The sequence below is a fragment of the Rhodococcus sp. 06-470-2 genome, assembly GCF_002258235.1.
GTDB lineage: Bacteria > Actinomycetota > Actinomycetes > Mycobacteriales > Mycobacteriaceae > Rhodococcoides.
In genome coordinates this window covers 54,550-76,441 of the sequence record NZ_NOYB01000036.1, presented here as the reverse complement: position 1 = coordinate 76,441, position 21,892 = coordinate 54,550, and the positions used below count along the sequence as shown (strand labels likewise).

Here is a 21,892-nt window from a genome sequence, read left to right as displayed (position 1 = left end):
CTACGCTGCGGGCTTGCGAGGCAGCCCGGGCGGATTGATGACGGACTCGGACACGGCCTCGGACTGGAGGCCCCACCGATCGATGACCCGCTGGTAGCTGCCGTCGTCGATGGCATGTTGCAGTGCCTCGTGGATGGCCTCGATGAGACCGTTGTCCTTCTTGGTCAGGACCGCGATCTCGCCCTGCAACGCATCGCCGGCCCCGGAGAACGTCCCGACGACCTTCGATTCCCCACTGGTTGCCGCGTGGTAGACGGCAGAGGGGTTGGGGCCGAGATAGCCGTCGATTCGCTTCGATCCCAGCGCCAGGTAGTAATCGGACGTATTCTGGTAGTAGGCGAGCTCTGCCGGTGCGAGACCTTCGGCCACGTTGGCCTCGTTCCAGTCCACCAGCAGCTGCTCCTGGTTGGTGCCGGAGCCGACGCCGATCTTCTTGCCTGCGATGTCCTGACGCTTCTCGACCTTCCAGTCGGTGTCCTTCTGGGTCTCGAAGGCGAGGTTGTCGAGACGGTAAGTGGCGAAGTCGTACTTGTCCTTGCGCTCCTCGGTGACCGTGACGTTGGAGATGAACACGTCGTTCTCACCGGAGTCGATCTTGACGAAGTTCTGCGACCAGTCGGCAACCTGCAGATCGACGTCCAGCCCGAGAATGTCGCCGACGAGGTAGGAGAAGTCGACCTCTGATCCGACGATGGTTGTGTCGTCGGTGGCGTAGAAGCGCAGTGGCGGCGCAGTTCCGCCCGAGCCGGTGACGATCAGGGTTCCTCGGTCCCGAATGGCCTGTGGCATCTTCGCTGCGATCTCGTCGACCTTGTCGACCCGGACTCGTTCGGTCTGCTCGGGTGAGAGGTCGAAGCTTTGTCCCTGCTCGGTGACGACCTGCGACTCGGCCGCGGGTTCGCTGCAGGCGGTCGCAGTGAGCGCCACGATGGCCAATGCTGCGGCCACGACCGTCAGCCTGCGTGATGGTTTCGACATGGGTGTTGTCCGTCTTTCGCTGAAGTGAGGTGGTTTACAGAACGTGGGAGAGGAAAGCTTTGGTCCGCTCGTGCTGCGGCGAATCGAGAAGTGTTGCAGGAGGTCCTTGTTCGACGATCACACCGGAATCCATGAACACGACGGTGTCGGCGATCTCGCGGGCGAAGCCCACCTCGTGCGTGACGATCACCAGAGTGGCACCGTCGCGGGCGAGTCCACGGATGACTTCGAGCACCTCGCCCACGAGCTCCGGATCGAGTGCCGAGGTGGGCTCGTCGAACAGAATCACTTTGGGGCGTAGCGCCAGTGCCCTCGCAATGGCCACTCGCTGCTGCTGGCCACCGGAGAGCCGACGAGGGTAGTCGTGCGCTTTTGCGGCGACACCGACCCGCTCGAGCAATGCCAGTGCGTCGGGCTCGACGTCCGCACGCTTGCGCTTCTGCGCCGAGATCGGAGCCTCGATGACGTTCTCGAGCACCGTCAGGTGAGGGAAGAGGTTGAAGTTCTGGAATACGAAACCGATCTGCGAACGCTGGCGCAGGATGTCGCGATTGCTGAGCTCGTGCAGCTTCGAACCCTTGCGCCGGTATCCCACCAGGTCTCCGTCGACGCGAACGGTGCCCTGGTCGACCTTCTCGAGGTGGTTGAGGGCACGGAGCAGCGTGGACTTACCTGATCCGGACGGGCCGATGATCACGGTGACCTCACCGGGGCGAACGGTCAGGTCAACACCCTTGAGAACCTCGAGAGCACCGTAGGACTTGTGCACCCCGCGCACTTCGACGGCGTACTTCGTTTCCGATCTGGACGTGCCGGCATCGAGCGTGGTCATCGTGTTGCTCCTCGCGGGGCCAGGGTGATCTCGGCCAGCTTCTTCCGTAGTTTCTGAATCGGCGTGAGCTCGAAGGTGCGGACGGCCCCCTTGGCGTAGTGCCGTTCCACGTAGTACTGCACCACCGACAGAATCGAGGTGAGAATGATGTACCAGACGGTGGCCACCATCAGCAGCGGTACGACTCGGCCGCTTCGGCCGTAGATGACCTGAACCTGATAGAACAGCTCGGCGATGGCCATGACGGAGACGATCGAGGTGCCTTTGAACAGGCTGATCACCTCGTTGGCGGCGTTGGGGAGAATGCCTCGCATCGCCTGTGGGAGGACGATCTTGAAGAACTCTCGGCGCTTCGGAATACCCAGTGCTGCAGATGCTTCCAGCTGCCCCTGGTCCACCGAGATGATTCCGGCGCGGACGATCTCGGCGGAGTATGCAGCCTGATGCAGGGCCAGTCCGATGATCGCAGCTGTCGAGCCACTGATGACGTTGTTGACGTCGAACTCGAATAAGCTGGGACCGAACGGAATCCCCAGCGACAGGGTCTGATACAGGTACGCAATGTTGAACCAGAACAACAGCTGCACGATCAGTGGAATGGATCGAAACGCCCAGATGTAGAACCACGAGATCACCTGCAGCACGGGGTTGTTCGACAGCCTCGCCACCGCTAGGGCGATGCCGAGGGCGAAGCCGATCAGGGTCCCCCAGAACGTGAGCTGGATGGTGAGCCACAGAGCCGAGAGCACCGATTTCGCCGTGAAGTACTGAGCGAAAGTGCCCCAGTCCCATCCCGCATTGGTGGCCAACCCGTGCAGGAACTGAGCGACCACGACCAAGGTGGCGACGCTGATGACCCAACGCCACGGATGCCACTTCCTGGCGACGACGAGTTGCTCGTCCGGCAGTTCTGCGGTGTCGCTCGAACCGGTGGATGTCGGCGAGGCCTGTAGTTGCGTCACCGGAGCCGCCGGTGCGGATGGGCAGCGATCATCGCTGTGGTGCCTTTCGAAAGGGTGGACTGTGAGTACGCGAACCGGTCAGGCGGGCGTACGGATACAGGTGTTCATCAGCAGTTCCTCCATCGGTCCTGGCGGTAGCACCCACACGCCCGAGGGCGGGGTTGCTGCGACGTCGTAGAGCCAAGGTCTCTCGGTCGCTCTGGATGGTGACAGGAATGTATAGAACGTCAGATTGAAAAGTCAAGTGCGCGTAGTCTTTCGGGTTGAAATCACGATGATTTCAACCCTTGCCACGTTTCCGAACTGCCTGGTGTCAGCTGAAGGCACCCCGGTATCGGGCAGCCGGATGCGACGCGGGCAATCTGTCCCGGCCGGTGAGTTTGGCTCGGACGGTGCCCCGGCCGTACTCCCGTTGTGCCAGCCCGCGTTGCCGAAGAACCGGCATCAGATGTTCGATGAATTCCAGGTAGCTGCCCGGGATCGTCGAGTTGATGACGTTGATCCCGTCGACGCCGGCGTCGCGCCACTGTTCGAGACGATCGGCGATGGACTCCGGCGTTCCCACCACCCGCCCGCTCCGAGTCCGCATGTGCGCCAGATCCCGAACGGTGGGTTCTCGATCGGTGATCGCCTCGCGGAGCCACGCCAACGTGCTCTGCGAGCCTTGTCCCTGCAACTGACCGATCGGGGTGTCCAGATCGTAGGAGCCCAGATCTATGCCGATCCCACCCGCAGCGTGCGCGATCATCGCCTCGTCGTCGACGTATTCGTCCAACTCCGCTTCTCTGCGTCGAGCTTCGCTCTCGGTACTACCGATGACGAACGACAGACCCTGGAAGAATTCGAGGTCTCCGGGGGACCTCCCTGCCTCGACGACCAGACGGCGCGTGTCGGCGATGAGCGAGCGCGCGGCCTCGGGTGTGGGGGAGGCGATGAACTGGGCCTCGGCGTTGCGCGCAGCGAAGCGTCGGCCCGTCGGCGATGATCCGGCCTGGAACAACAGTGGTGTCCGCTGCGGAGACGGAGCCACGAGAGGCGGGCCCTCGACGCTGTAGCGCGCACCGACATGATCGATCTTGTGCACCTTCGAGAAATCACCGTGTCGACCGGATGCTTTGTCCTGCAACAGAGCTCCGTCGTCCCACGACCCCTCCCACAGCTTGTACACGACGTCGACGTACTCGTCCGCCCAGGCGTATCGATCCTCGTGCAGAGCCAGATCTCCGTAGCCGAAGTTGCGCCAAGCGTTGGGTGACAGGCTCGTGACGATGTTCCAGGCGATACGGCCGTTGGACGCATGATCGAGCGTGGACATCTTCCGCGCGAAGTTGAACGGATGCTCCTGTAGAATCGACGAGGTCAAGGCGATCCCGAGATGCTCTGTCGCGTAAGCGATCGCCGACGCGATCACGGTGGGATCGTTGCTGGGAATCTGCAAACCGGACTCGACGAACTTCTCCCACGAACCTCGATGGTCGTCGTACAGCCCCACGACATCGGCAAAGAACACGAAATCGAACTTGCCTCGCTCGAGTTGTTTCGCCAACGACACCCAATGCTCCAACGAGGAGAAATCGGACTGCTCCGCTTCCGGCTTGCGCCACGCACCGTGCACGATATGAGAGGTGGTGTTCATGACGAATGCGGAGAACCTGAGCGGCCGAGTCATATCTGCACCTTGCCACGAATTCGCACCACCCGGCGAAGCTGCAACGCTCCGCAGCCGTCGGCAACGCACCGACCGCAGCCCCTCGAATCAGCCTGATTTCAATCATTGCGTCGCACCATCGACCCGGCGAGCCTTTTCGGTAGCGAATCGTTCTGTGCGGGCCGGGTCTCGCGCAGCGTCGACGAAAGGAATGGGTCGCCACGATGCCGAACAGCTCTGCCACGTCGAAGAACACCGCAATCGCCATGATCGAACGCAGAATCTCCTCCACCACCGAATCCTGGGATTGGCAGGTCGACGCACTGTGCCGAGGACAGGACTCGGAGATCTTCTTCTCCCCGTCCGGCGAAGGCCGCTCGGCTCGCCGCGCACGGGAGGACCGCGCGAAGCAGGTGTGCGCGGGCTGCGGGGTCATCGACGAGTGCCGACGATTCGCACTGGCCGCCAACGAACCGTTCGGAGTCTGGGGCGGAACGACAGCCCGGGAGCGACAACAGCACCGAGCCAACTCCCGGCGTGCCGAGGAACTGCAGGCGAGTTAGTACCGTAGTCGCGCCTTCGGTGCGACCGCCGTAGTTCACAATGGATGGGTGAGCGAAACCGAGAAGCCTCAGCAGTGGACGTACCTGATGGACATGGACGGCGTGCTCGTCCACGAGGATCACCTGATCCCCGGTGCCGACACGTTCCTCGCCGAGCTGCAGGCCAACGAGATCCCGTTCATCGTGCTGACCAACAATTCGATTCGCACCCCCCGTGACCTGCGCGCGCGTCTCGCATTCACCGGTCTGGACATTCCGGAGAAGTCGATCTGGACCTCCGCCCTCGCCACCGCGACATTCCTGGGCAATCAGCGGCCCGGTGGTAGCGCCTACGTCGTCGGCGAGTCGGGTCTGACCACCGCCCTGCACGACATCGGCTACACCCTCACCGACTCCAGCCCCGATTACGTGGTGCTCGGCGAGACCCGGACGTACTCGTTCGAGGCCATCACCACCGCCATTCGTCTCGTCGAGAGGGGTTCGCGCTTCATCGCAACCAACCCCGATGCCACCGGCCCGTCCCGCGAGGGGTCACTGCCCGCCACCGGTTCGGTGGCCGCGCTGATCACCAAGGCCACCGGTAAGGAGCCGTACTACGTCGGCAAGCCCAACGCGTTGATGATGCGGTCGGCCCTGCGCGCGATCGGCGGACATTCCGAGAACACGCTGATGATCGGCGACCGGATGGACACCGACGTGCTCTCGGGCCTGGAAGCCGGACTGCAGACCATCCTGGTCCTCACCGGGATCTCGACGGTCCAGTCCGTCGAGCAGTACCCGTACCGGCCGACCAAAGTTCTCGATTCCGTCGCAGACCTGGTGGGCCGCACGCAGAACCCGTTCTGATGACTCTCGAATTCGTTCTGTCCCGCCATGATCACCACGTCGTCGGGCTGGGTGTCCGGCACGCGTTTCCCGATATCGCCGACGCAGTCGCTGCGGTGCGGGACGGCCGAAATGTCGTCGGCGCAATCCCTTTCGACATGTCCGACGCCACCGCCCTGATCGAGCCGGAGGAGTTCTACCGCCTCGACGGACCCTGGTCGACGGTCGATGCTCAACCGCCGTTGCCCGAGGTGACCGTCGCACGACAGATTCCCGATCCCGACGTGCACGTGCAGCGAGTGCGGGATGTCGTCGAGCAGCTGAAAGCCGGTGTGGCCGAGAAGATCGTCCTCGCGCGGGCCATCGAGGTGACCGCGGATTCCCCGATCGACGCTGCCTCGGTGCTCAGCGCTCTGGTCTCACGCGATCCGATGGGCAACGGCTTCCTGGCGGACCTGTCCCCCGCCACGCATCGGGGTAGGCACATCGTCGGCGCGAGCCCGGAACTGTTGGTTCGCAAGCGCGGCAACATCGTCACCTGCCATCCGTTCGCCGGCACGGCCGCACGATCGACCGACCCCGACGAGGAAGCGCGCATCTCCGCGGCGTTGGCGGCCAGTGCGAAGGATCAGGCCGAACATCGCTTCGTCGTCGACGAGATCCGGGCTGCGTTGACGCCGTTCTGCGAGACGCTGGAGGTGCCCGAGTCGCCACAGCTCAGCAGTACTCCGCAGCTGTGGCACCTGTCGACGCCGATCGTCGGCACCTTGGCCGACCCCGAGACCTCGGCGCTCGACCTCGCGCTGGCACTGCACCCCACCGCTGCAGTCGCCGGTGTCCCCCGCGCGGCAGCGATGGCGGCGATCGCAGACGTCGAAGGCTCCCGCGGCTTCTACGCCGGAGCGGTCGGCTGGACCGACGGCAGCGGCGACGGCGAGTGGATGGTGACGATCCGCTGTATCGAGCTCTCGGCAGACGGACTTTCGGGAACGGCCACGGCAGGTGGGGGCATCGTCGCCGATTCCGACCCCGACGCCGAGCTGGACGAGACCACGGCCAAGTTCCGCACCGTTCTCAGCGTGTTCGAGCACTGACGTCCACCGGTACACCGCTACCGATCGATCGTGGTGTCGAGATCGTGGTGTTGAGATCGTGGTGTTGAGATCACGGTGAATCGAACTGTGTACATCCACGATCGACAGTGGTCAGCTTGTTGAATTACGCACTGCGCCGGTGTGATTCGGGCAGTCTTCGACCAGCGAAAGGTATCGACATGTCGGTGGACACTCTTGCCGAGAATACGACAGCTCTGCGTGCGATCAAGATCGGCGGCAACCTCGGTGCCCGCATCGAGGGTGTGCGACTCGGCGGCGATCTCGATGCCGACACTGTCGAGTTCGTTCGTCGGGCTCTGCTCGAGCACAAGGTCATCTTCTTCGGCGGCCAGCACCATCTCGACGACGAAAGCCAGTATGCGTTCGCCGAATTGCTCGGGTCGCCGACCACCCCGCACCCGACGGTGACCTCCCGTGGCACCAGGACACTGGCCATCGACTCCGAATACGGCAAGGCCAACAGCTGGCATTCGGATGTGACCTTCGTCGACCGCATCCCGAAGGCCTCGATCCTGCGTGCGGTCAGCCTCCCGGAATACGGCGGGAACACCACCTGGGCCTCACAGACCGCCGCCTACGCTCAGCTGCCGGATTCACTGAAGGCGTTGGTGGACAACCTCTGGGCCACGCACTCGAACAACTACGACTACTCGGCGACCGCTGCAGAGAAGATCAGGAACGACAAGACCGAGGAGTACCGAAAGGAGTTCCAGTCCACATACTTCGAGACCGAACACCCAGTCGTCCGCGTACACCCCGAGACCGGCGAGAAGACTCTGCTACTCGGTCACTTCGTGAAGAACTTCATCGGATTGTCGACCAAGGAGTCGCATACGCTGTTCGATCTCCTACAGAATCGAGTGACCAAGCTGGAGAACACTGTTCGCTGGACCTGGAGCCTCGGCGACGTGGCCATCTGGGACAACCGTGCCACCCAGCACTACGCCGTCGCCGACTGGGACGATCAGTACCGCCGCCTCGAACGCATCACCTTGGCCGGCGACGTGCCGGTACACCCGAACGGTGAGAGAAGCCGAGTGGTTGCAGGCGATGCCGCGCACTACTCCCTCATCGACAAACCGGTACCGGTGACACTCTGACCCAGCTACTTCAGCGCCTGATCCAGATCCCCGATCAGATCCTCGGTGTCCTCCAGACCGATCGAGATGCGTACGACGCCGTCGGTGATGCCCACTGCTGCACGGCCTTCCGGCCCCATCGCGCGGTGCGTGGTGGTCGCCGGATGGGTGATCAGTGTCTTCGAGTCGCCGAGGTTGTTGGAGATGTCGACGATGCGCAATGCGTCGAGCACCTCGAAGGCACGCTTCTTGCCCTCGCCCTCGGGAGCGTCGAGCTCGAACGTCACGACGGTACCGCCGCCCGACATCTGCGACTTCGCCAGCTCGTACTGCGGATGCGACTGCAGGAAAGGATATTTGACCCATCTGACCGCCGGATGGCCTTCGAGGAACTCGGCGATCTGCAGCGCCGATTTCACCGAATGCCGCACCCGCACCGGCATCGTCTCCAAGCCCTTGAGCAACGTCCAGGCGTTGAACGGGCTCAGCGCCGGGCCGGTGTGTCGCATCAGAGTCTGCACCGGCCCTTCGATGTACTCCTTCGAGCCGAGGATCGCACCGCCGAGAACCCGTCCCTGGCCGTCGATGTGCTTGGTACCCGAGTACACGACCACGTCGGCACCGAGTTCGAGGCTGCGCTGCAGCAGCGGCGTCGCGAACACATTGTCCAGCACCACCGTTGCGCCGGCCGCATGAGCCAGCTCGGAGACGCGCCTGACATCGACCAACGACTGCATCGGATTGGACGGGGTCTCGAAGAACACCGCCGTGGTCGGCACCGACAGCGCCTGCTCCCACTGCTCGAGGTCTTCGCCGTCAACGAAGACGGTCTCTACTCCCCACCGCGGCAGAATCTCGTTGCACACCACGAAGCACGACCCGAAAAGACTACGCGCAGCGACCAATCGGTCACCGGCCTTCAGCAATGCACCCAACGCGGTGAACACCGCGGACATTCCGCTCGAGGTTCCGAAGCATGCCTCGGCACCCTCGATCAGCCGCAGCCGTTCCTCGAACATCTTGACCGTCGGGTTGCCGTAGCGCGAGTACACGAAATGATCGATCTCACCGGTGAACGCCTGCTCGGCCGCACCGGCACTCTCGTACACGAAACCCGAAGAGAGATAGAGGGCTTCGGCGTTCTCGTCGAAGCCGGATCGCATCAGGCCGCCGCGCACTCCCAGCGTTCCCTGACCCACGCCCTCGGGCAAGGGCTTGTCGAATCCGCCGCCTTTGGGAAGGTTCGTCACGACTGCCTCCAAGGCAACCCGACCGCACGCCAACCCGTGGCTCCGCGGTGGCCGTCGGCGTCGGTGGCGCCTTCGAAGCCGTCGAGCACGTTGTAGGACGGACCGATGCCTGCTGCCGTCGCGGCCTCGGCGGCTCCGATGGATCGCTGACCGGAGCGGCACAGGAACACCACCGGTCGATCGCCGTCCACGCCTGCGGCTTTGAGATCGTCGACGAAGTTGGCGTTCCGGGCACCGTCGGGGAAGCTGACCCACTCGATCAGGTGCGTCGGGCGGTCGATGCCGGAGGTGTCCGGCACTCCGACGTACTGCCACTCGGCGCGCGTACGAACGTCCACGAGCACGGCCTCGGGGTTGTTCTGCAACAACTCCCAGGCAGCTTCCGGGGTTATGTCACCTGCGTAGGTCACTGGATCAGCCTTCCGTCACTTGCCGTTACGTCACACATACCGAGATCAGACATTGCACACCAGCCACTTGTCGTCGACGCGGAGGAACTTCCACACGTCGTCGGTCTGCGCTCCGGATTTCTCTTCCTTCAGCGGGACCGTGACCATTCCGCGGTCGCCGTTGACCTGATAGTCGGAGGGCACCCCGTCGATGGACGTCTTGCCGTTCCGCTCGACCTCGCCTGCTCGATCGGTTCGGTACTGCGCATCGTCGCCCGGAACGAGGCGCTCGACCTGATCGAAGCAGGTGTTCTGGCGCAGCAAGTCTGCGTCGCCGGTGTTCTGTGCCTCGAGGAATCCGTCGACGGCGTCGGTGAGCAACTGGGCCTGCGTCACGTTGTCCTCGGCAGGTGCGAACTTCGAGGCCGCGAAGATGCCGACCAGCAACACCACGACGACGCCGACGGCGAGGATGAACGGCCACGCGTTGGGCGGACGCTGCTCGCCGGAGTCGGCAGCCGCCTTGGACGCGTTGTTGCGCGCTTCCTCACGACTGTCGACCCACTGCTGCCTACGTTCACTCCACGACGCCATGCGGCCAATCTTCCTCGATCCGACGGGCCGGGCACTAGCGGGGTCCGACGGGAATGTCTCCTCGCAACGTGATGCGGTGCATCTTGCGGTGCTCGGTGCCGTAGTCGCGATTGGCATAGTGCGAGGTGCTGCGGTTGTCCCACAGCACCAGATCGCCCAACCGCCAGCGGTGCCGCACGATGTGTTCGGGCTTGGTCAGGTGCGCGTACAGCAGGTCCAGGATTCCGCGACTCTCGGCCTCCGACACCCCCACGATGTGGGAGGTGAAACCTGGATTGACGAACAGCCCCTTGCGGCCGGTTTCCGGATGGACCCGCACGACGGGATGTTCGACGGGGACCAGCGCGGTGACTTCCTTGCCGTCCCACACGTTGCCTTTTCCGCCGCGCTTCTGCGCGAGGTAGTAGCCGAACTCGCGGTTGCCGTCGTGCATTGCCGTGAGCCCGTCGATCATTCGGCGGACCGGTGCGGACAGCGATTCGTAGGCGAGCTGACTGTCGGCCCAGTTGGTGTCGCCACCGTGCGGCGGTAGGACGACGGGACGCAGGATCGAGCCCATCGGCGGGCGTTCCATGAACGTGACGTCGGTGTGCCAGACGTCGGCGAATCCGTTGTCCTGGCTGTCGAGGGCGTAGACCTCGGGGGCGACGTGACCGCTGTCGTGCACCGGATGACCTGCGGTGAGGTCACCGAGCCTGCGGCCGAATTCGATGTGGCCCGCGTCGTCGAGCGTCTGCCCACGCAGCACGAGAACCTTGTGTTCGACGAGGGCTCGTCGCACGGCGTGTATCTGCGGATCGGACGCCGACGCGACGTCGAGGCCGATGACCTCGGCACCGAAGCTCGGGCCGAGCTTGTCGAGAGTGAGAGTTGCGGTCTGTTCCAGAGTGGTCATGTGTCCTCGAATCCGTGCACGGTCGAGCGCTGATCTTCGGCAACGCTGCCGTCGAGAGAGGGGTCCCGTCCTGGGAGGAGGGGAAGGGGCGTCGGGTCTTGTCACCGACAACACATGTTGGTGCAGGTACGACAGAAGTCGACGGTGAACCGTCGGACCAGGTATGTCGTGTGCACAGAGCAATTCCTACCGGAAACCGGGAAATCCGGCAAGTTGCCCACTGCCCCAGCTCAGGTAGTCCTTAATTTATGCTGGGGTGTCCGCACTTCCCTCGAAGAAGGTAGCTCGCTGCACATGACCGATCAGACTCGTCCACTCCGCGTCGCCATCGTCGGTGCCGGACCGGCAGGCATCTACGCCGCCGACGCGCTCATGAAGTCCGACCACAATGTCAGCGGACCGGGCGTCAGCATCGACCTCTTCGAGCGCATGCCTGCGCCGTTCGGGCTGATCCGCTACGGCGTGGCCCCCGATCATCCGCGCATCAAGGGCATCATCACCGCCCTGCACAAGGTGCTCGACAAGCCGCAGGTTCGCCTCCTCGGCAACATCGACTACGGCACCGACATCACGTTGGACGACCTGCGCCGCTTCTACGACGCCGTCATCTTCTCCACCGGTGCCAACGCGGACCGCGCCCTCAACATCCCCGGCATCGACCTCGAGGGCAGCTACGGCGCCGCCGACTTCGTCTCCTGGTACGACGGCCACCCGGACGTGCCGCGCACCTGGCCGCTCGAGGCCGAGAAGGTCGCCGTCCTGGGTGTCGGAAACGTCGCTCTCGACGTCGCGCGCGTGCTCGCCAAGACCGGTGACGAACTGCTCCCCACCGAGATCCCCGCCAACGTCTACGAGGGCCTCAAGGCCAACAAGGCCGTCGAGGTGCACGTCTTCGGCCGCCGCGGACCGGCTCAGGCCAAGTTCACCCCGCTCGAGCTGCGCGAGCTCGACCATTCCCCCAACATCGAGGTCATCGTCTCTCCCGAGGACATCGACTACGACGAGGGCTCCGAGCAGGCCCGCCGCAGCTCCAAGCAGATCGACATGGTCGCCAACACCCTGCAGGACTGGGCCATCCGCGACGTCGGCAGCCGCCCGCACAAGCTGTTCCTGCACTTCTTCGAGTCTCCCCACGAGGTACTCGGCGAGGACGGCAAGGTCGTCGGTCTACGCACCGAGCGCACCGAGCTCGACGGCACCGGCAACGTCAAGGGCACCGGCAAGTACAACGACTGGGACGTTCAGGCCGTCTACCGCGCCGTCGGCTACCTCAGCCAGAACATCAGCCAGCTCCCGTTCGACGAGCAGGCAGGCACCATCCCCAACGAGGCCGGACGCGTCGTCGAGTCCCCGTCGTCCACCACGCCCGTTCCGGCCACGTACGTCACCGGCTGGATCAAGCGCGGACCCGTCGGCCTCATCGGCCACACCAAGGGCGACGCCAACGAGACCGTCGCGAACCTGCTCGAGGATGCGCCGAGCTTCGTCGGCGCAGTCGAACCGGATCTCGATGCCGTCACCTCGTTCCTCGAAGGCAAGCAGGTCCCCTTCACCACGTGGGACGGCTGGTACCGCCTCGACGCGCACGAGCGCTCACTCGGCGAGCCCGAGGGCCGCGAGCGCGTGAAGGTCGTCGAGCGTGAGGACATGCTGAAGGCATCCGAGCCCGACAAGGCCTGAGTGCCTGCGGCAGTGGTGTGGTTGTGTGCCCCAGGGAGCGCACAACCGCACCACTGCGCGAAGCGCACTACACGCGAACTGCCAACAACTTGCCCTCGGTCTCGATCTTGCGTTGATGCTCGTTGAAATCCGGTGCAGCGCAGACGAACAGCGTGCGGCCGTCGGATCCGCCGAGTCCGCAGGCGAAGACTCCGAGATCGAAATCGAGTTGCTCGAGAACCTCCCCGCCCTGCGCAACGTGCAGCACTCGCTGCCCCAGTGCGTCGGCGATCCACATCGTGCCGTCGGTGTCGATGCAGCATCCGTCGGCGGCCACTTTCACCTCCCCGATGGCCGTGGCCATGTCCGTCGACGACGGCAGTTCGCCGAACTTCGCCCAATCACGCCGCTCCCCCAGTGACCCGTCCTCGGCGATGTCGAAGGCACTGACCCGATTGCCGACCGTCTCGTCCACCAGCAGTTCGCCCGACGCGGTGGACGCCATTCCGTTGGGGAAGTACAGATCCGACGCCACGACGTGCGCGGAACCGTCCGGGTCGACGCGAATCAGGTCGGCCGTCTCGACGGGCGCGAAGTTCATCAGATCGAAGCCGAAATTGCCGATGTACGCGCGGCCGTGCGCGTCGACGAGCATGTCGTTCAGATTCGCCCGAACATACGTCGACAGATCCGCGTGCACGGTCAGCGAACCGTCGTGCTCACGCAGTAGCAACTTGTAGTCACGCATCGACACGATCAGCAGCCGCCCGTCGGGCAACCATCCCAGGCCCGACGGCTGATTGGGCACCTCGGCTTCGACTCGTACGTCGGAGCCGTCCTCGAGGGCGGACACGACGCGATGGGAGTAGAAGTCCGATACCCAGATCCTCCCCTCGTGCCATCTCGGACATTCGAAGTAGGTGTATCCGTCGAGAACGACTGTGGTCTCCGGTTTCATGTTTCGAATTCAAACACCGCGGACGGTGGCCGCGACGCCGAATGCGCGAGCTGGCATGCTGGGGCCCGTGTTCGACGCCCACCTACACATCATCGACCCCGCGTTTCCGCTCATCGAGAACCACGGTTTCCTGCCCGATCCGTACACCGTCTCGAACTACCTATACGACGTCGACGGGCTCGGTATCACCGGTGGCGCAGTGGTCTCGGGATCGTTCCAGGGCACCGACCAGACCTACCTGCTCGCGGCGTTGAAGACCCTGGGGCGTGGCTGGGTGGGCGTCACTCAGATCGATCCGGAGTGCTCCGACGAGGACATCGTCGCGCTGGACGACGCGGGTGTCCGCGGAATGCGGTTCAACCTCAAGCGCGGCGAGACGGACGTCCAGATGCTCACCACCCAGGCGCGGCGCGTGCACGAACTGGTGGGGTGGCACGCCGAGCTGTACGTCGATGCGTCCCTGTTGCTCTCCCTCGAACCCATCCTCGCGAAGCTACCGGCCGTGAGCATCGACCACCTGGGACTGTCGACGCAGGGCCTGCCGTATCTACTCGACCTCGTCGACCGCGGAGTACGCGTCAAGGCAACGGGATTCGGCCGGGTGGACCTCGACATCATCGACACTCTGCAGAAAATTCATCGCGTGAATCCGGCAGCATTGATGTTCGGCACCGATCTACCGGGCACCCGCGCCCCGCGTCCGTTCTCGGAGACCGACATCGACATCATTTCTCACGCCGTCGGCGGCGACCTCCCGGCGGTGCTCGACGGCAACGCCCGGGCTTGGTATCGGGTCACCTGACCTAGACGAAGAGCGCTCCGCCGAGCCACACCGCCGAGGCGAGCAACGCGCCGAACAGCTCCACCAGGATGGACAGTCCTGCCGCCTTGGTGGCGTGCACGGTCGATCTCCATGCCTCGGAATGATTGCGATGCCTGGGCACCTCGGCCACGTAGACGCCGGCGATGAAGCCGACGAACAGTCCGACGACGGGGATGACGAAGAATCCGACGATGCCGAGCAGTCCGCCGATCATCAACGATCGCATCGGCACTCCGGCCTCCCGCATGCGCCGGCCCGGCCAGGTGTACTTCACGACGCCGCTCAGAACCAACAACACCGTCGCGATCGCGAACACCGTCCAGGCGGCGGCTCCGCCGGTGACCCACGCCCACACGGCGACGGCCGCGAAGATCAAGATGGTGCCCGGCAGAATCGGGACGACGATACCGACGAGACCGACCAGAATCACCAGGCCGACCAGGACCTCACCGAGCACGCTCATGGGCTCAGTGTGCCCTGTGTCGACTCAGACGACAGGACGAACCTTGCCTGCTGCCTCGCGGGCCCTGCTCCGTGCCGTCTCGATGTCCGAGGCCGTCGACACCGCGACGCCCATCCGGCGTCGGACGAAGCTCGTCGGCTTGCCGAACAGGCGAAGATCGGTCTCGGGGACGGCCAGCGCATCGGCGACGCCCTCGAAGTGAATGCCGTCCGCGTCGACACCGCCGTAGATCACCGCCGACGCACCCGGCGACAGCAGCGTCGTGTCGATCGGCAGACCCAGAACGGCGCGGGCATGCAGCTCGAACTCCGAGAACCGTTGCGTACGAAGCGTCACCAGGCCCGTATCGTGCGGCCGCGGACTGACCTCGGAGAAGTACACGTTGTCGCCCTGCACGAACAGTTCGACGCCGAACAACCCACGCCCACCGAGCGCCGTCGTGATGCGCTCGGCGACGTCGCGCGCACCGGCCAGGGCCGCGTCGGACATCGGTTGTGGTTGCCAGGATTCGATGTAGTCGCCGGACTCCTGCAGGTGCCCGATCGGCTCGCAGAACGAAGTTCCGTCGCTCGCTCGAACGGTGAGAAGTGTTATCTCGTAATCGAAATCGACGAATCCCTCGACGATGACACGGCCGAGGTCGACGCGACCGCCCTTCAGGGCGTAGTCCCACGCCGCTTCGACGTCGTCCTCGCTGCGCACGACGGACTGCCCCTTGCCCGACGAGGACATGACGGGCTTGAGAACGGCAGGAAAGCCGATGGTGGACAACGCTTCTCGTACGTCTTTCAGCGAATCGGCGAACGCGTACGGTGACGTCGGCAGCCCGAGCTCCTCGGCGGCGAGACGCCTGATGCCCTCACGGTTCATGGTCAACTGCGTCGCGCGCGCCGTCGGGATCACCACACTCCTACCCCGCGCTTCGACCTCGGCCAGGGCATCGGTCGCGATGGCCTCGATCTCCGGCACCACGAAATCCGGCTGCTGCGAATCGATCAGCGCCAGTAGTTCTTCGGGGTTGCTCATGTCGATCGTGAACGCGTGATGAGCCACCTGATGGCCAGGGGCGTTGTCGTAGCGATCGACGGCGATCACCTCGACGCCGAGGCGCTGGAACGCGATGATCACCTCTTAGCCCAGCTCACCCGAGCCGAGCAGCATCACCCGGGTGGCCCCGGGAGTGAGCGGTGTACCGATACGGACGGGATCTGGGGCAGTCACAGCCCTATTATCCACACCCCGATCGGTTGGACGACCTAGTACAAGTTAGTCTCCATTCACATTCGCAGGTGACGAGTCGGAACGAGGCAAACAACGTGTCGAACACTGGTGGACCACTCGCAGGGCTTCGCGTGGTCGAACTCGCGGGCATCGGGCCCGGCCCGCACGCCGCACTGCTGCTGGCCGACCTCGGCGCAGACGTCGTACGCGTCCAGCGTGCCGGGCAGATCTCTGCCCACGACCACCAGCTGCGCAGCCGCACCATCGTCGAGGCCAACCTCAAGGATCCGGCCGACATCGAGAAGGTGCTCGGTCTCGTCGAACGCGCCGACGTGCTGATCGAGGGCTTCCGACCCGGCGTCACCGAACGCCTCGGCCTCGGACCCGACGACGCCCTCGCCCGCAACCCGCGCCTGGTCTACGGCCGCATGACCGGCTGGGGCCAGCAAGGCCCGTGGGCGCAGACCGCAGGCCACGACATCAACTACATCTCCGTCACCGGCGTGCTGAACGCAATCGGTCGCGAGGGCGAGCGCCCCGTGCCGCCGCTGAACATGGTCGGCGACTTCGGCGGGGGCTCGATGTTCCTCGTCTTCGGCATCATGGCGGCGCTCTACGAGCGCCAGAACTCCGGACAGGGCCAGGTGGTCGACGCGGCCATGGTCGACGGCACCGCCGCACTCTCGCACATGATCTGGGCCTGGCGTGGCGTCGGAGCCTGGAGCGACGACCGTGGCACGAACCTGCTCGATACCGGCGCACCGTTCTACGACACCTACGAGACCTCGGACGGCCGGTACATGGCAGTCGGCTCGCTCGAGCCGCAGTTCTACGCCCAGCTGCTCACCGGCCTCGGCCTCGCCGATGCGGACCTCCCGCCGCAGATGGACAAGTCGCGCTGGCCCGAGCTGCGCGAGAGATTCACCTCGACGTTCCTGTCCAAGACCCGCGACGAATGGGCCGCGATCTTCGACGGCACCGACGCCTGCGTATCGCCGGTCCTCACCTTCGCCGAGGCCCCGAACCATCCGCACATGAAGGACCGCGACTCCCTCATCGACATCGGCGGCGTCACCCAGCACCGCCCGGCACCGCGCTTCTCCCGCACCGAAAACGGAGTCCCGACGCCACCGCCCGCCGCAGCAACCGATATCGCGTCGGTCTGGGTCTGATCTGTTTGCGCCGAACTCGAAGTTGTGGACGCTTTTCGGCTGATTTCCGTCCATAACTTCGAGTTCGCGGTCAGAACATGGCCGGTCAGAACACCAGGGCCGGCTGCTCCGATTCGGCGCTGGGAGCGAGGGCACGATAAGCAGCAGCCGTGGCCATCACCGCGGCCCGAAGCTCCTGTGGCTCACGGGTGTACGGCAACCTGAGGTAGCGCTCGAATGCACCCTCGACGCCGAATCGTGGGCCTGCCGCGAGTATCGCGCCGAATGCGGGCGCGGTGGCGGCGAGCGCACTCGACACCGGTGCAGGCAGCTGCAACCACAGCGACATGCCGCCCTCGGAGCGGCGGTAGCGCCAGTCCGGAAGATGTTCGGCCAGAGCCTCTTCGAGTACGTCCCGACGCTCGCGCAAGTGCGATCGACGGAGCTCGAGCGCGGGTTCGGCGTCCTGCAACAGGAACGAGGACGCCAATTGATCCATGATCGAGGTGCCGAGGTCGTGCGCTGCCCGCGAGCCCGCGAGCTGTGAGACGAGCGACGGATGCGCTCTGATCCATCCGATGCGCAGTCCGCCCCAGAACGACTTGGACGCCGAACCGATCGTGACGATGTCGGACCCCGAGACCCGCCCGAACGACGCGACCGGCGGCGGCGGCGGGGCGTCGAGCCACAGGTCCACCATGGTTTCGTCGACGATGAGCGTCATACGGGTGTCGCGGGTGATGCGGGCGAGTTCGGCCCGCCCCTCGGCACCGAGCACCTGCCCGGTTGGATTATGAAAGTCCGGAATCAGGTACGCAACCTTGGCTGCTGTTTGCCTTGCTGCACTGCGTATCCCGTCGAGATCCCAGTCGCCGTCGGCCGGACGTACCGGCACCGGTACGGGACGCGCACCCACTCGCCTGATGGCTTCGAGGGCGTTGGGATAGGTCGGGTGATCGATCAGCACCCGATCGCCGGGCGAGGTCAAGGTACCCAGCAGCAGCCGAACTGCTTGCTGCGCACCGGAAGTGACCATGATCTGGTCGGCCGTCGTCGGCAGGCCACGCTCGACGAAGCGTTGCGCGATGGCCTCCCGCAGCACCGCAAGACCGATGGGCTCCATGCCGTGCGTCGGAAGATAGGTCGGAAGTGCTTGCAGCGCAGACTCGTACGCCGCAGTCATGGTGCCGTCCGCTGCTGCCATCGCTGCGTGAGACATGTCCACGACCGGACCCGAAGGCGATGTCGACTGAATCAACATTCCGTTGGGGGTGGGCGCAGCGGGCAGAGCGACGGTACTGCGTGATCCCTGCTTACTGATCAGATAACCCTCGTCTCGCAGCACCGAGTACGAGGACGTGATGGTGGTACGACTGAGATCGAGAGCCGCGGACAGATCACGCTCACTGGGCAGACCGACGCCGAGCGGAATACGACCGTCGTGAATCAGCAGACGAACGCCATCGGCCAATGCGCGATACGTCGGACGCGACGCCTTGCGCCTCCCGGATCCGTCCGAGGACGCATCGCCCCGCCAGCTGCCGAGATCGCGGGCCAGTGACGTTGCATTGAGGACTCTCGAAGCCATGCACTCCAGTATTCGCTCACTGGCCTCCGACATTCAAGTCCATTGCGTATTCCACTGGACTGCCACACGAGGGCAGGTGGATACTGGACCGATGCCGAGCAGCACGCTCTTCGACACCTCCATCGGCCGTTGCGGAATCGCCTGGACCGACGACGGCGTGCTCGCCGTCGCCCTGCCCGAGCCGTCGGACGAGGCGATGCTGGACTATCTGAACCGCTTCGGCGCAGCAACAGGGCCTGTCGACACATTGGCGGCCGACGCGATCGCGCGAATCGTCGCCCTGCTCGATGGACGGACAGTCGACATGAGCCCGATTCCGCTGGTCCTCGACATCTCGGAGTTCGACGCCTCGGTCTACACCGTGTGCAGCAGCATTCCCCGGGGCGCGACACTCACCTACGGCGACATTGCCCGCCGACTCGGCCACCCAGGCGCCGCCCAGGCCGTAGGCGGCGCGTTGGGACGAAACCCAGTGCCGATCATCGTCCCGTGCCATCGGGTGCTCGGCGCAGGCACAGAAGTCGGCGGTTTCTCGGCACCGGGTGGTACGAATACCAAACAAAAAATATTGGGCATCGAAGGAGTCCCAGGATTCGACGAGCCGACATTGTTCTGAGCTGCTTCATCGACGAACAAAACCGCGAGACCAAAGAATACGATCGAAACGGGGAGCAGGAAAGGATTCAGGCAGAAATACCGAGTGCGTCGATGGGAGCGTCCACCGCCGACATCAATTCAGCTTCCGGGCCCGGAGTCACATCGGATTCCTCGTGCCGACCACCGATGGTGAATGCACCCACCTCCGGCAACCACCCGATAGCTCCGCGTTGAAAGAGGTTGTAGCGACCGGATCCGGTGGGTGTCGGACGCTCGTTACTGATCGGATAGCCAAGTGCGCCATAGGGTCCCCCGTGACCGAGGTACCAGTCGAGGATCGGACCGTGCACTTCGTGCGCGCCACCCTCGGGAAGCGCGAAGACGGTAGCGTGCGTGAATTCGAGCATTCCCCCACCCTCGGGGCCGAGCATGAATTCACCGGCCTGAGCGCCGATCCATGGATGTTCGTATGCGAAGCGATCGAATTGGTAGCTGAAAACTTCCAATCCGTTGTAATTCTCAGTCATCGCTCGACCTTCCGTCGATTTACCTGGGCGCAATTATCCACGCAGGCGAGCAGATGTGCAGTTCGATTCCGACATATATGTGACGGCACTAATTCAAGAGCGCGAGAATTTCCGCCGGAATTTGTTCCGTCGCCGTCGGATCGATCACCGTTCGCGACCACGAACCGCCGGTGCTGTCGAGACGAACGAGACGATCGGGACCGAGCAGCCACAGCTGATCCCCGGCCGACCAATTCACGCCGTAGCCGAATGCCTCACTGGACGTGGCGGGAGCGCTGTACTGGACTGCTCCGGCTGCGTCGACGATCTGCAGAGTCGGAGCGCCGTCGATGTCGACCACCCGGGCCGTCGATGCACCCGACGGCGAGGTCACCGGGGCGGACAGCGCCGCAGGTGCCGGCGGGGTCGTCGTTGTTGTTGTGGTGGTCGGCGGTGGGGCCACCGCCGCGGGTCCCCCGTCAGTGGTCGACGGGACAGTCGTGGACGGCGGGACAGTCGTGGACGGCGGAACCTCGACCGACGGCGTAGTCGTTCCGGGTACTGCGGTTGACTCCGGTGCCAGAGTGGTGGGGGTGGATGTCGTGGAGGACGGAGTAGTTGCCTCGGGAGCGATCGCCTGCGGGGCGCTGCGGGCTGCGGCAGCGGCAGCGGCAGCGGTGCCTCCGCACCGCGCACTTGCAGCCAATCCGAGAAGTAGGCCGTTGCTCATGGTCAAGTTCACGGTCGGGCTCGGCTGCGAGAACCTCGTACCCGATTTGGTTCGGATGGATGCGGTGTACACGCCGTCGAGTACAGGGGCCAGTGGCAGCGGCAGCAATTCCAGGAGGGCTCCGTTTTCCACTGCTTGAGTGATGACCACCCCGGTAGCAGCGGTCCCGGCTACCGCGAACTCACGGTCGTTCTCGCCTGCCTTCTTCAAGGTCAACTGGTACGTGTACTGCGACCCGCGTGATGGAAAACTGAGATTCACGAATCGAATCGCACCGACAAGACCCCGCTCGGCATTCGTACAAGTCAGCGACAGCGGCGCGGGGATCGGCAATGCTGTGGTGATGGTGCCGCTGAGGGCCGTTGCCGTGTCTTGCCCCGCAGCAAGGGTTGTCGGAGTGTTCGACGCAGTGATGCCCACTGCCGAGATGGCCGCCAGTGCGAGCACCACACCGAGGGTGGACGTCCCGCGTCCCTGGGCGCTGTGCCGTCCGCTGGGCGGTTCCTGCGGTCGATCGTCGTCGTCCGGCTGCGCAGAGGACTCCACAGGGGACCTACGAAATCCGAACGCGGTCATGAGAAGTACGCCGACGGCGATGCCACCGATGAACACTGCGACCGGGCCGCTGAGCCAGGTGACCGCGTAGCCGAGTTTCCCGACGCTGAAGAACACACGATCGGCCTCGGACACGACGTAGCTCTCGGCATCGGGCTCGGGGTTCGCGTCACCCTGAAGGAACAGTTGCACACTGTCGGTTCCGACTGCGCCGATCTCGACCACGCGGTGGGTGATTCCTGCTCCCGACGCGCTAGTGACCTTGACGACGTCGCCGACCTCTATGTCTGCGGCAGGGGTCGACTTGCTCAGTGCCAGCGCCCCGGTGTCGATGGCCGGGGCCATGGAGCCGGACCGAAAGACCAACGGGGTGATACCGAAGAACACGGCCGCGAGCGCGAACAGCACACAGACGAGCCCGGAGACAGCGCCGACGGTCAGTGCGATCTCGCGAAGCAGACGCCGGCCGGATGGCGCTCCGGTAGCCGAGGCTGCGTGGGTATCGGACATG

At 64.5% G+C, this 21,892-nt stretch carries 21 protein-coding genes, 1 pseudogene and 1 riboswitch; of the genes and pseudogenes, 8 read left to right on the top strand and 14 right to left on the bottom strand.

Annotation, left to right across the window (positions count from 1 at the left end):
- From CH276_RS19605 to CH276_RS19590, 4 genes are all read right to left on the bottom strand, one after another.
- Complete coding sequence (locus tag CH276_RS19605; RefSeq protein ID WP_094630954.1) at nt 1-978, bottom strand: ABC transporter substrate-binding protein; 978 nt, start codon at nt 976-978, stop codon at nt 1-3.
- Nucleotides 979-1,012: 34 nt separating this feature from the next.
- Nucleotides 1,013-1,810 carry an amino acid ABC transporter ATP-binding protein gene (locus CH276_RS19600; RefSeq protein WP_094630955.1) on the bottom strand — a complete coding sequence of 266 codons (798 nt, stop codon included), beginning with the start codon at nt 1,808-1,810 and terminating at the stop codon, nt 1,013-1,015.
- Nucleotides 1,807-2,772, bottom strand: coding sequence for an amino acid ABC transporter permease (locus CH276_RS19595; RefSeq protein ID WP_441344229.1), 966 nt, complete (start codon nt 2,770-2,772; stop codon nt 1,807-1,809). Before CH276_RS19595 ends, CH276_RS19600 begins: the two co-directional genes overlap by 4 nt.
- Nucleotides 2,773-2,888: 116 nt before the next feature.
- Nucleotides 2,889-2,982, bottom strand: a riboswitch (SAM riboswitch).
- 103 nt (nt 2,983-3,085) lie between these two features.
- Nucleotides 3,086-4,441, bottom strand: coding sequence for an LLM class flavin-dependent oxidoreductase (locus CH276_RS19590; RefSeq protein WP_094630956.1), 1,356 nt, complete (start codon nt 4,439-4,441; stop codon nt 3,086-3,088).
- A gap of 203 nt (nt 4,442-4,644) precedes the next feature.
- Here CH276_RS19590 and CH276_RS19585 point away from each other — a divergent pair, with 203 nt between their 5' ends.
- From CH276_RS19585 to CH276_RS19570, 4 genes are all read left to right on the top strand, one after another.
- Nucleotides 4,645-4,983, top strand: a complete 339-nt coding sequence (locus CH276_RS19585) for a WhiB family transcriptional regulator (protein ID WP_373453506.1) — start codon at nt 4,645-4,647, stop codon at nt 4,981-4,983.
- Nucleotides 4,984-5,070: 87 nt separating this feature from the next.
- Nucleotides 5,071-5,829, top strand: coding sequence for an HAD-IIA family hydrolase (locus CH276_RS19580; protein WP_094631006.1), 759 nt, complete (start codon nt 5,071-5,073; stop codon nt 5,827-5,829).
- A complete protein-coding gene (locus CH276_RS19575; protein WP_045198682.1) occupies nt 5,829-6,902 on the top strand; it encodes an isochorismate synthase in 1,074 nt (357 codons plus the stop codon). The genes CH276_RS19580 and CH276_RS19575 overlap by 1 nt, the downstream gene beginning before the upstream one ends.
- A 179-nt stretch (nt 6,903-7,081) precedes the next feature.
- On the top strand, nt 7,082-8,023 hold the full coding sequence (locus CH276_RS19570; RefSeq protein ID WP_176459343.1) for a TauD/TfdA dioxygenase family protein: 942 nt from the start codon (nt 7,082-7,084) through the stop codon (nt 8,021-8,023).
- Between the two features lie 5 nt (nt 8,024-8,028).
- Here the strand turns inward: CH276_RS19570 and CH276_RS19565 are convergent, their stop codons facing one another.
- The 4 genes from CH276_RS19565 to CH276_RS19550 are packed head-to-tail and all read right to left on the bottom strand — an operon-like array spanning nt 8,029 to nt 11,130.
- The gene (locus CH276_RS19565; protein WP_032397133.1) at nt 8,029-9,252 is read right to left on the bottom strand and encodes an O-succinylhomoserine sulfhydrylase; all 1,224 of its coding nucleotides are present in this window, start codon (nt 9,250-9,252) and stop codon (nt 8,029-8,031) included.
- Nucleotides 9,249-9,662, bottom strand: coding sequence for a rhodanese-like domain-containing protein (locus CH276_RS19560; RefSeq protein ID WP_032397134.1), 414 nt, complete (start codon nt 9,660-9,662; stop codon nt 9,249-9,251). The genes CH276_RS19565 and CH276_RS19560 overlap by 4 nt, the downstream gene beginning before the upstream one ends.
- 45 nt (nt 9,663-9,707) lie before the next feature.
- Complete coding sequence (locus tag CH276_RS19555; RefSeq protein ID WP_094630957.1) at nt 9,708-10,235, bottom strand: Rv0361 family membrane protein; 528 nt, start codon at nt 10,233-10,235, stop codon at nt 9,708-9,710.
- Between the two features lie 34 nt (nt 10,236-10,269).
- Nucleotides 10,270-11,130, bottom strand: coding sequence for a TauD/TfdA dioxygenase family protein (locus CH276_RS19550; RefSeq protein ID WP_094630958.1), 861 nt, complete (start codon nt 11,128-11,130; stop codon nt 10,270-10,272).
- 294 nt (nt 11,131-11,424) lie between these two features.
- Here CH276_RS19550 and CH276_RS19545 point away from each other — a divergent pair, with 294 nt between their 5' ends.
- Nucleotides 11,425-12,810 carry an FAD-dependent oxidoreductase gene (locus CH276_RS19545; RefSeq protein ID WP_032397137.1) on the top strand — a complete coding sequence of 462 codons (1,386 nt, stop codon included), beginning with the start codon at nt 11,425-11,427 and terminating at the stop codon, nt 12,808-12,810.
- Between the two features lie 67 nt (nt 12,811-12,877).
- Here CH276_RS19545 and CH276_RS19540 read toward each other — a convergent pair whose 3' ends face one another.
- A complete protein-coding gene (locus tag CH276_RS19540) occupies nt 12,878-13,747 on the bottom strand; it encodes an SMP-30/gluconolactonase/LRE family protein (protein WP_176459342.1) in 870 nt (289 codons plus the stop codon).
- A 55-nt stretch (nt 13,748-13,802) separates the two neighbouring features.
- Here CH276_RS19540 and CH276_RS19535 point away from each other — a divergent pair, with 55 nt between their 5' ends.
- Nucleotides 13,803-14,549: an amidohydrolase family protein gene (locus CH276_RS19535; RefSeq protein ID WP_094631008.1), complete on the top strand. Its 747-nt coding sequence runs from the start codon at nt 13,803-13,805 to the stop codon at nt 14,547-14,549.
- 1 nt (nt 14,550) lies between these two features.
- Here CH276_RS19535 and CH276_RS19530 read toward each other — a convergent pair whose 3' ends face one another.
- Entirely contained in the window at nt 14,551-15,033 is a 483-nt protein-coding gene (locus tag CH276_RS19530) for a DUF456 domain-containing protein (protein WP_094630960.1), read from the bottom strand.
- Between the two features lie 24 nt (nt 15,034-15,057).
- Nucleotides 15,058-16,194, bottom strand: a pseudogene (gene purT / locus CH276_RS19525) (formate-dependent phosphoribosylglycinamide formyltransferase).
- Between the two features lie 155 nt (nt 16,195-16,349).
- Between purT and CH276_RS19520 the strand changes: the two are divergent.
- Nucleotides 16,350-17,426: a CaiB/BaiF CoA transferase family protein gene (locus tag CH276_RS19520; protein ID WP_032397394.1), complete on the top strand. Its 1,077-nt coding sequence runs from the start codon at nt 16,350-16,352 to the stop codon at nt 17,424-17,426.
- An 85-nt stretch (nt 17,427-17,511) separates the two neighbouring features.
- On the opposite strand, the gene yczR is transcribed toward CH276_RS19520, so the two are convergent.
- A complete protein-coding gene (gene yczR, locus CH276_RS19515) occupies nt 17,512-18,993 on the bottom strand; it encodes a MocR-like transcription factor YczR (protein WP_094630961.1) in 1,482 nt (493 codons plus the stop codon).
- 91 nt (nt 18,994-19,084) lie between these two features.
- On the opposite strand from yczR, the gene CH276_RS19510 reads away from it, so the two are divergent.
- A complete protein-coding gene (locus tag CH276_RS19510) occupies nt 19,085-19,609 on the top strand; it encodes a methylated-DNA--[protein]-cysteine S-methyltransferase (protein WP_094630962.1) in 525 nt (174 codons plus the stop codon).
- Between the two features lie 67 nt (nt 19,610-19,676).
- Here CH276_RS19510 and CH276_RS19505 read toward each other — a convergent pair whose 3' ends face one another.
- Both CH276_RS19505 and CH276_RS19500 read right to left on the bottom strand, forming a co-directional pair.
- A complete protein-coding gene (locus CH276_RS19505; RefSeq protein WP_094630963.1) occupies nt 19,677-20,117 on the bottom strand; it encodes an LGFP repeat-containing protein in 441 nt (146 codons plus the stop codon).
- Between the two features lie 88 nt (nt 20,118-20,205).
- Nucleotides 20,206-21,891, bottom strand: a complete 1,686-nt coding sequence (locus CH276_RS19500) for a signal peptidase I (protein WP_094630964.1) — start codon at nt 21,889-21,891, stop codon at nt 20,206-20,208.
- Nucleotide 21,892: the final 1 nt, after the last annotated feature.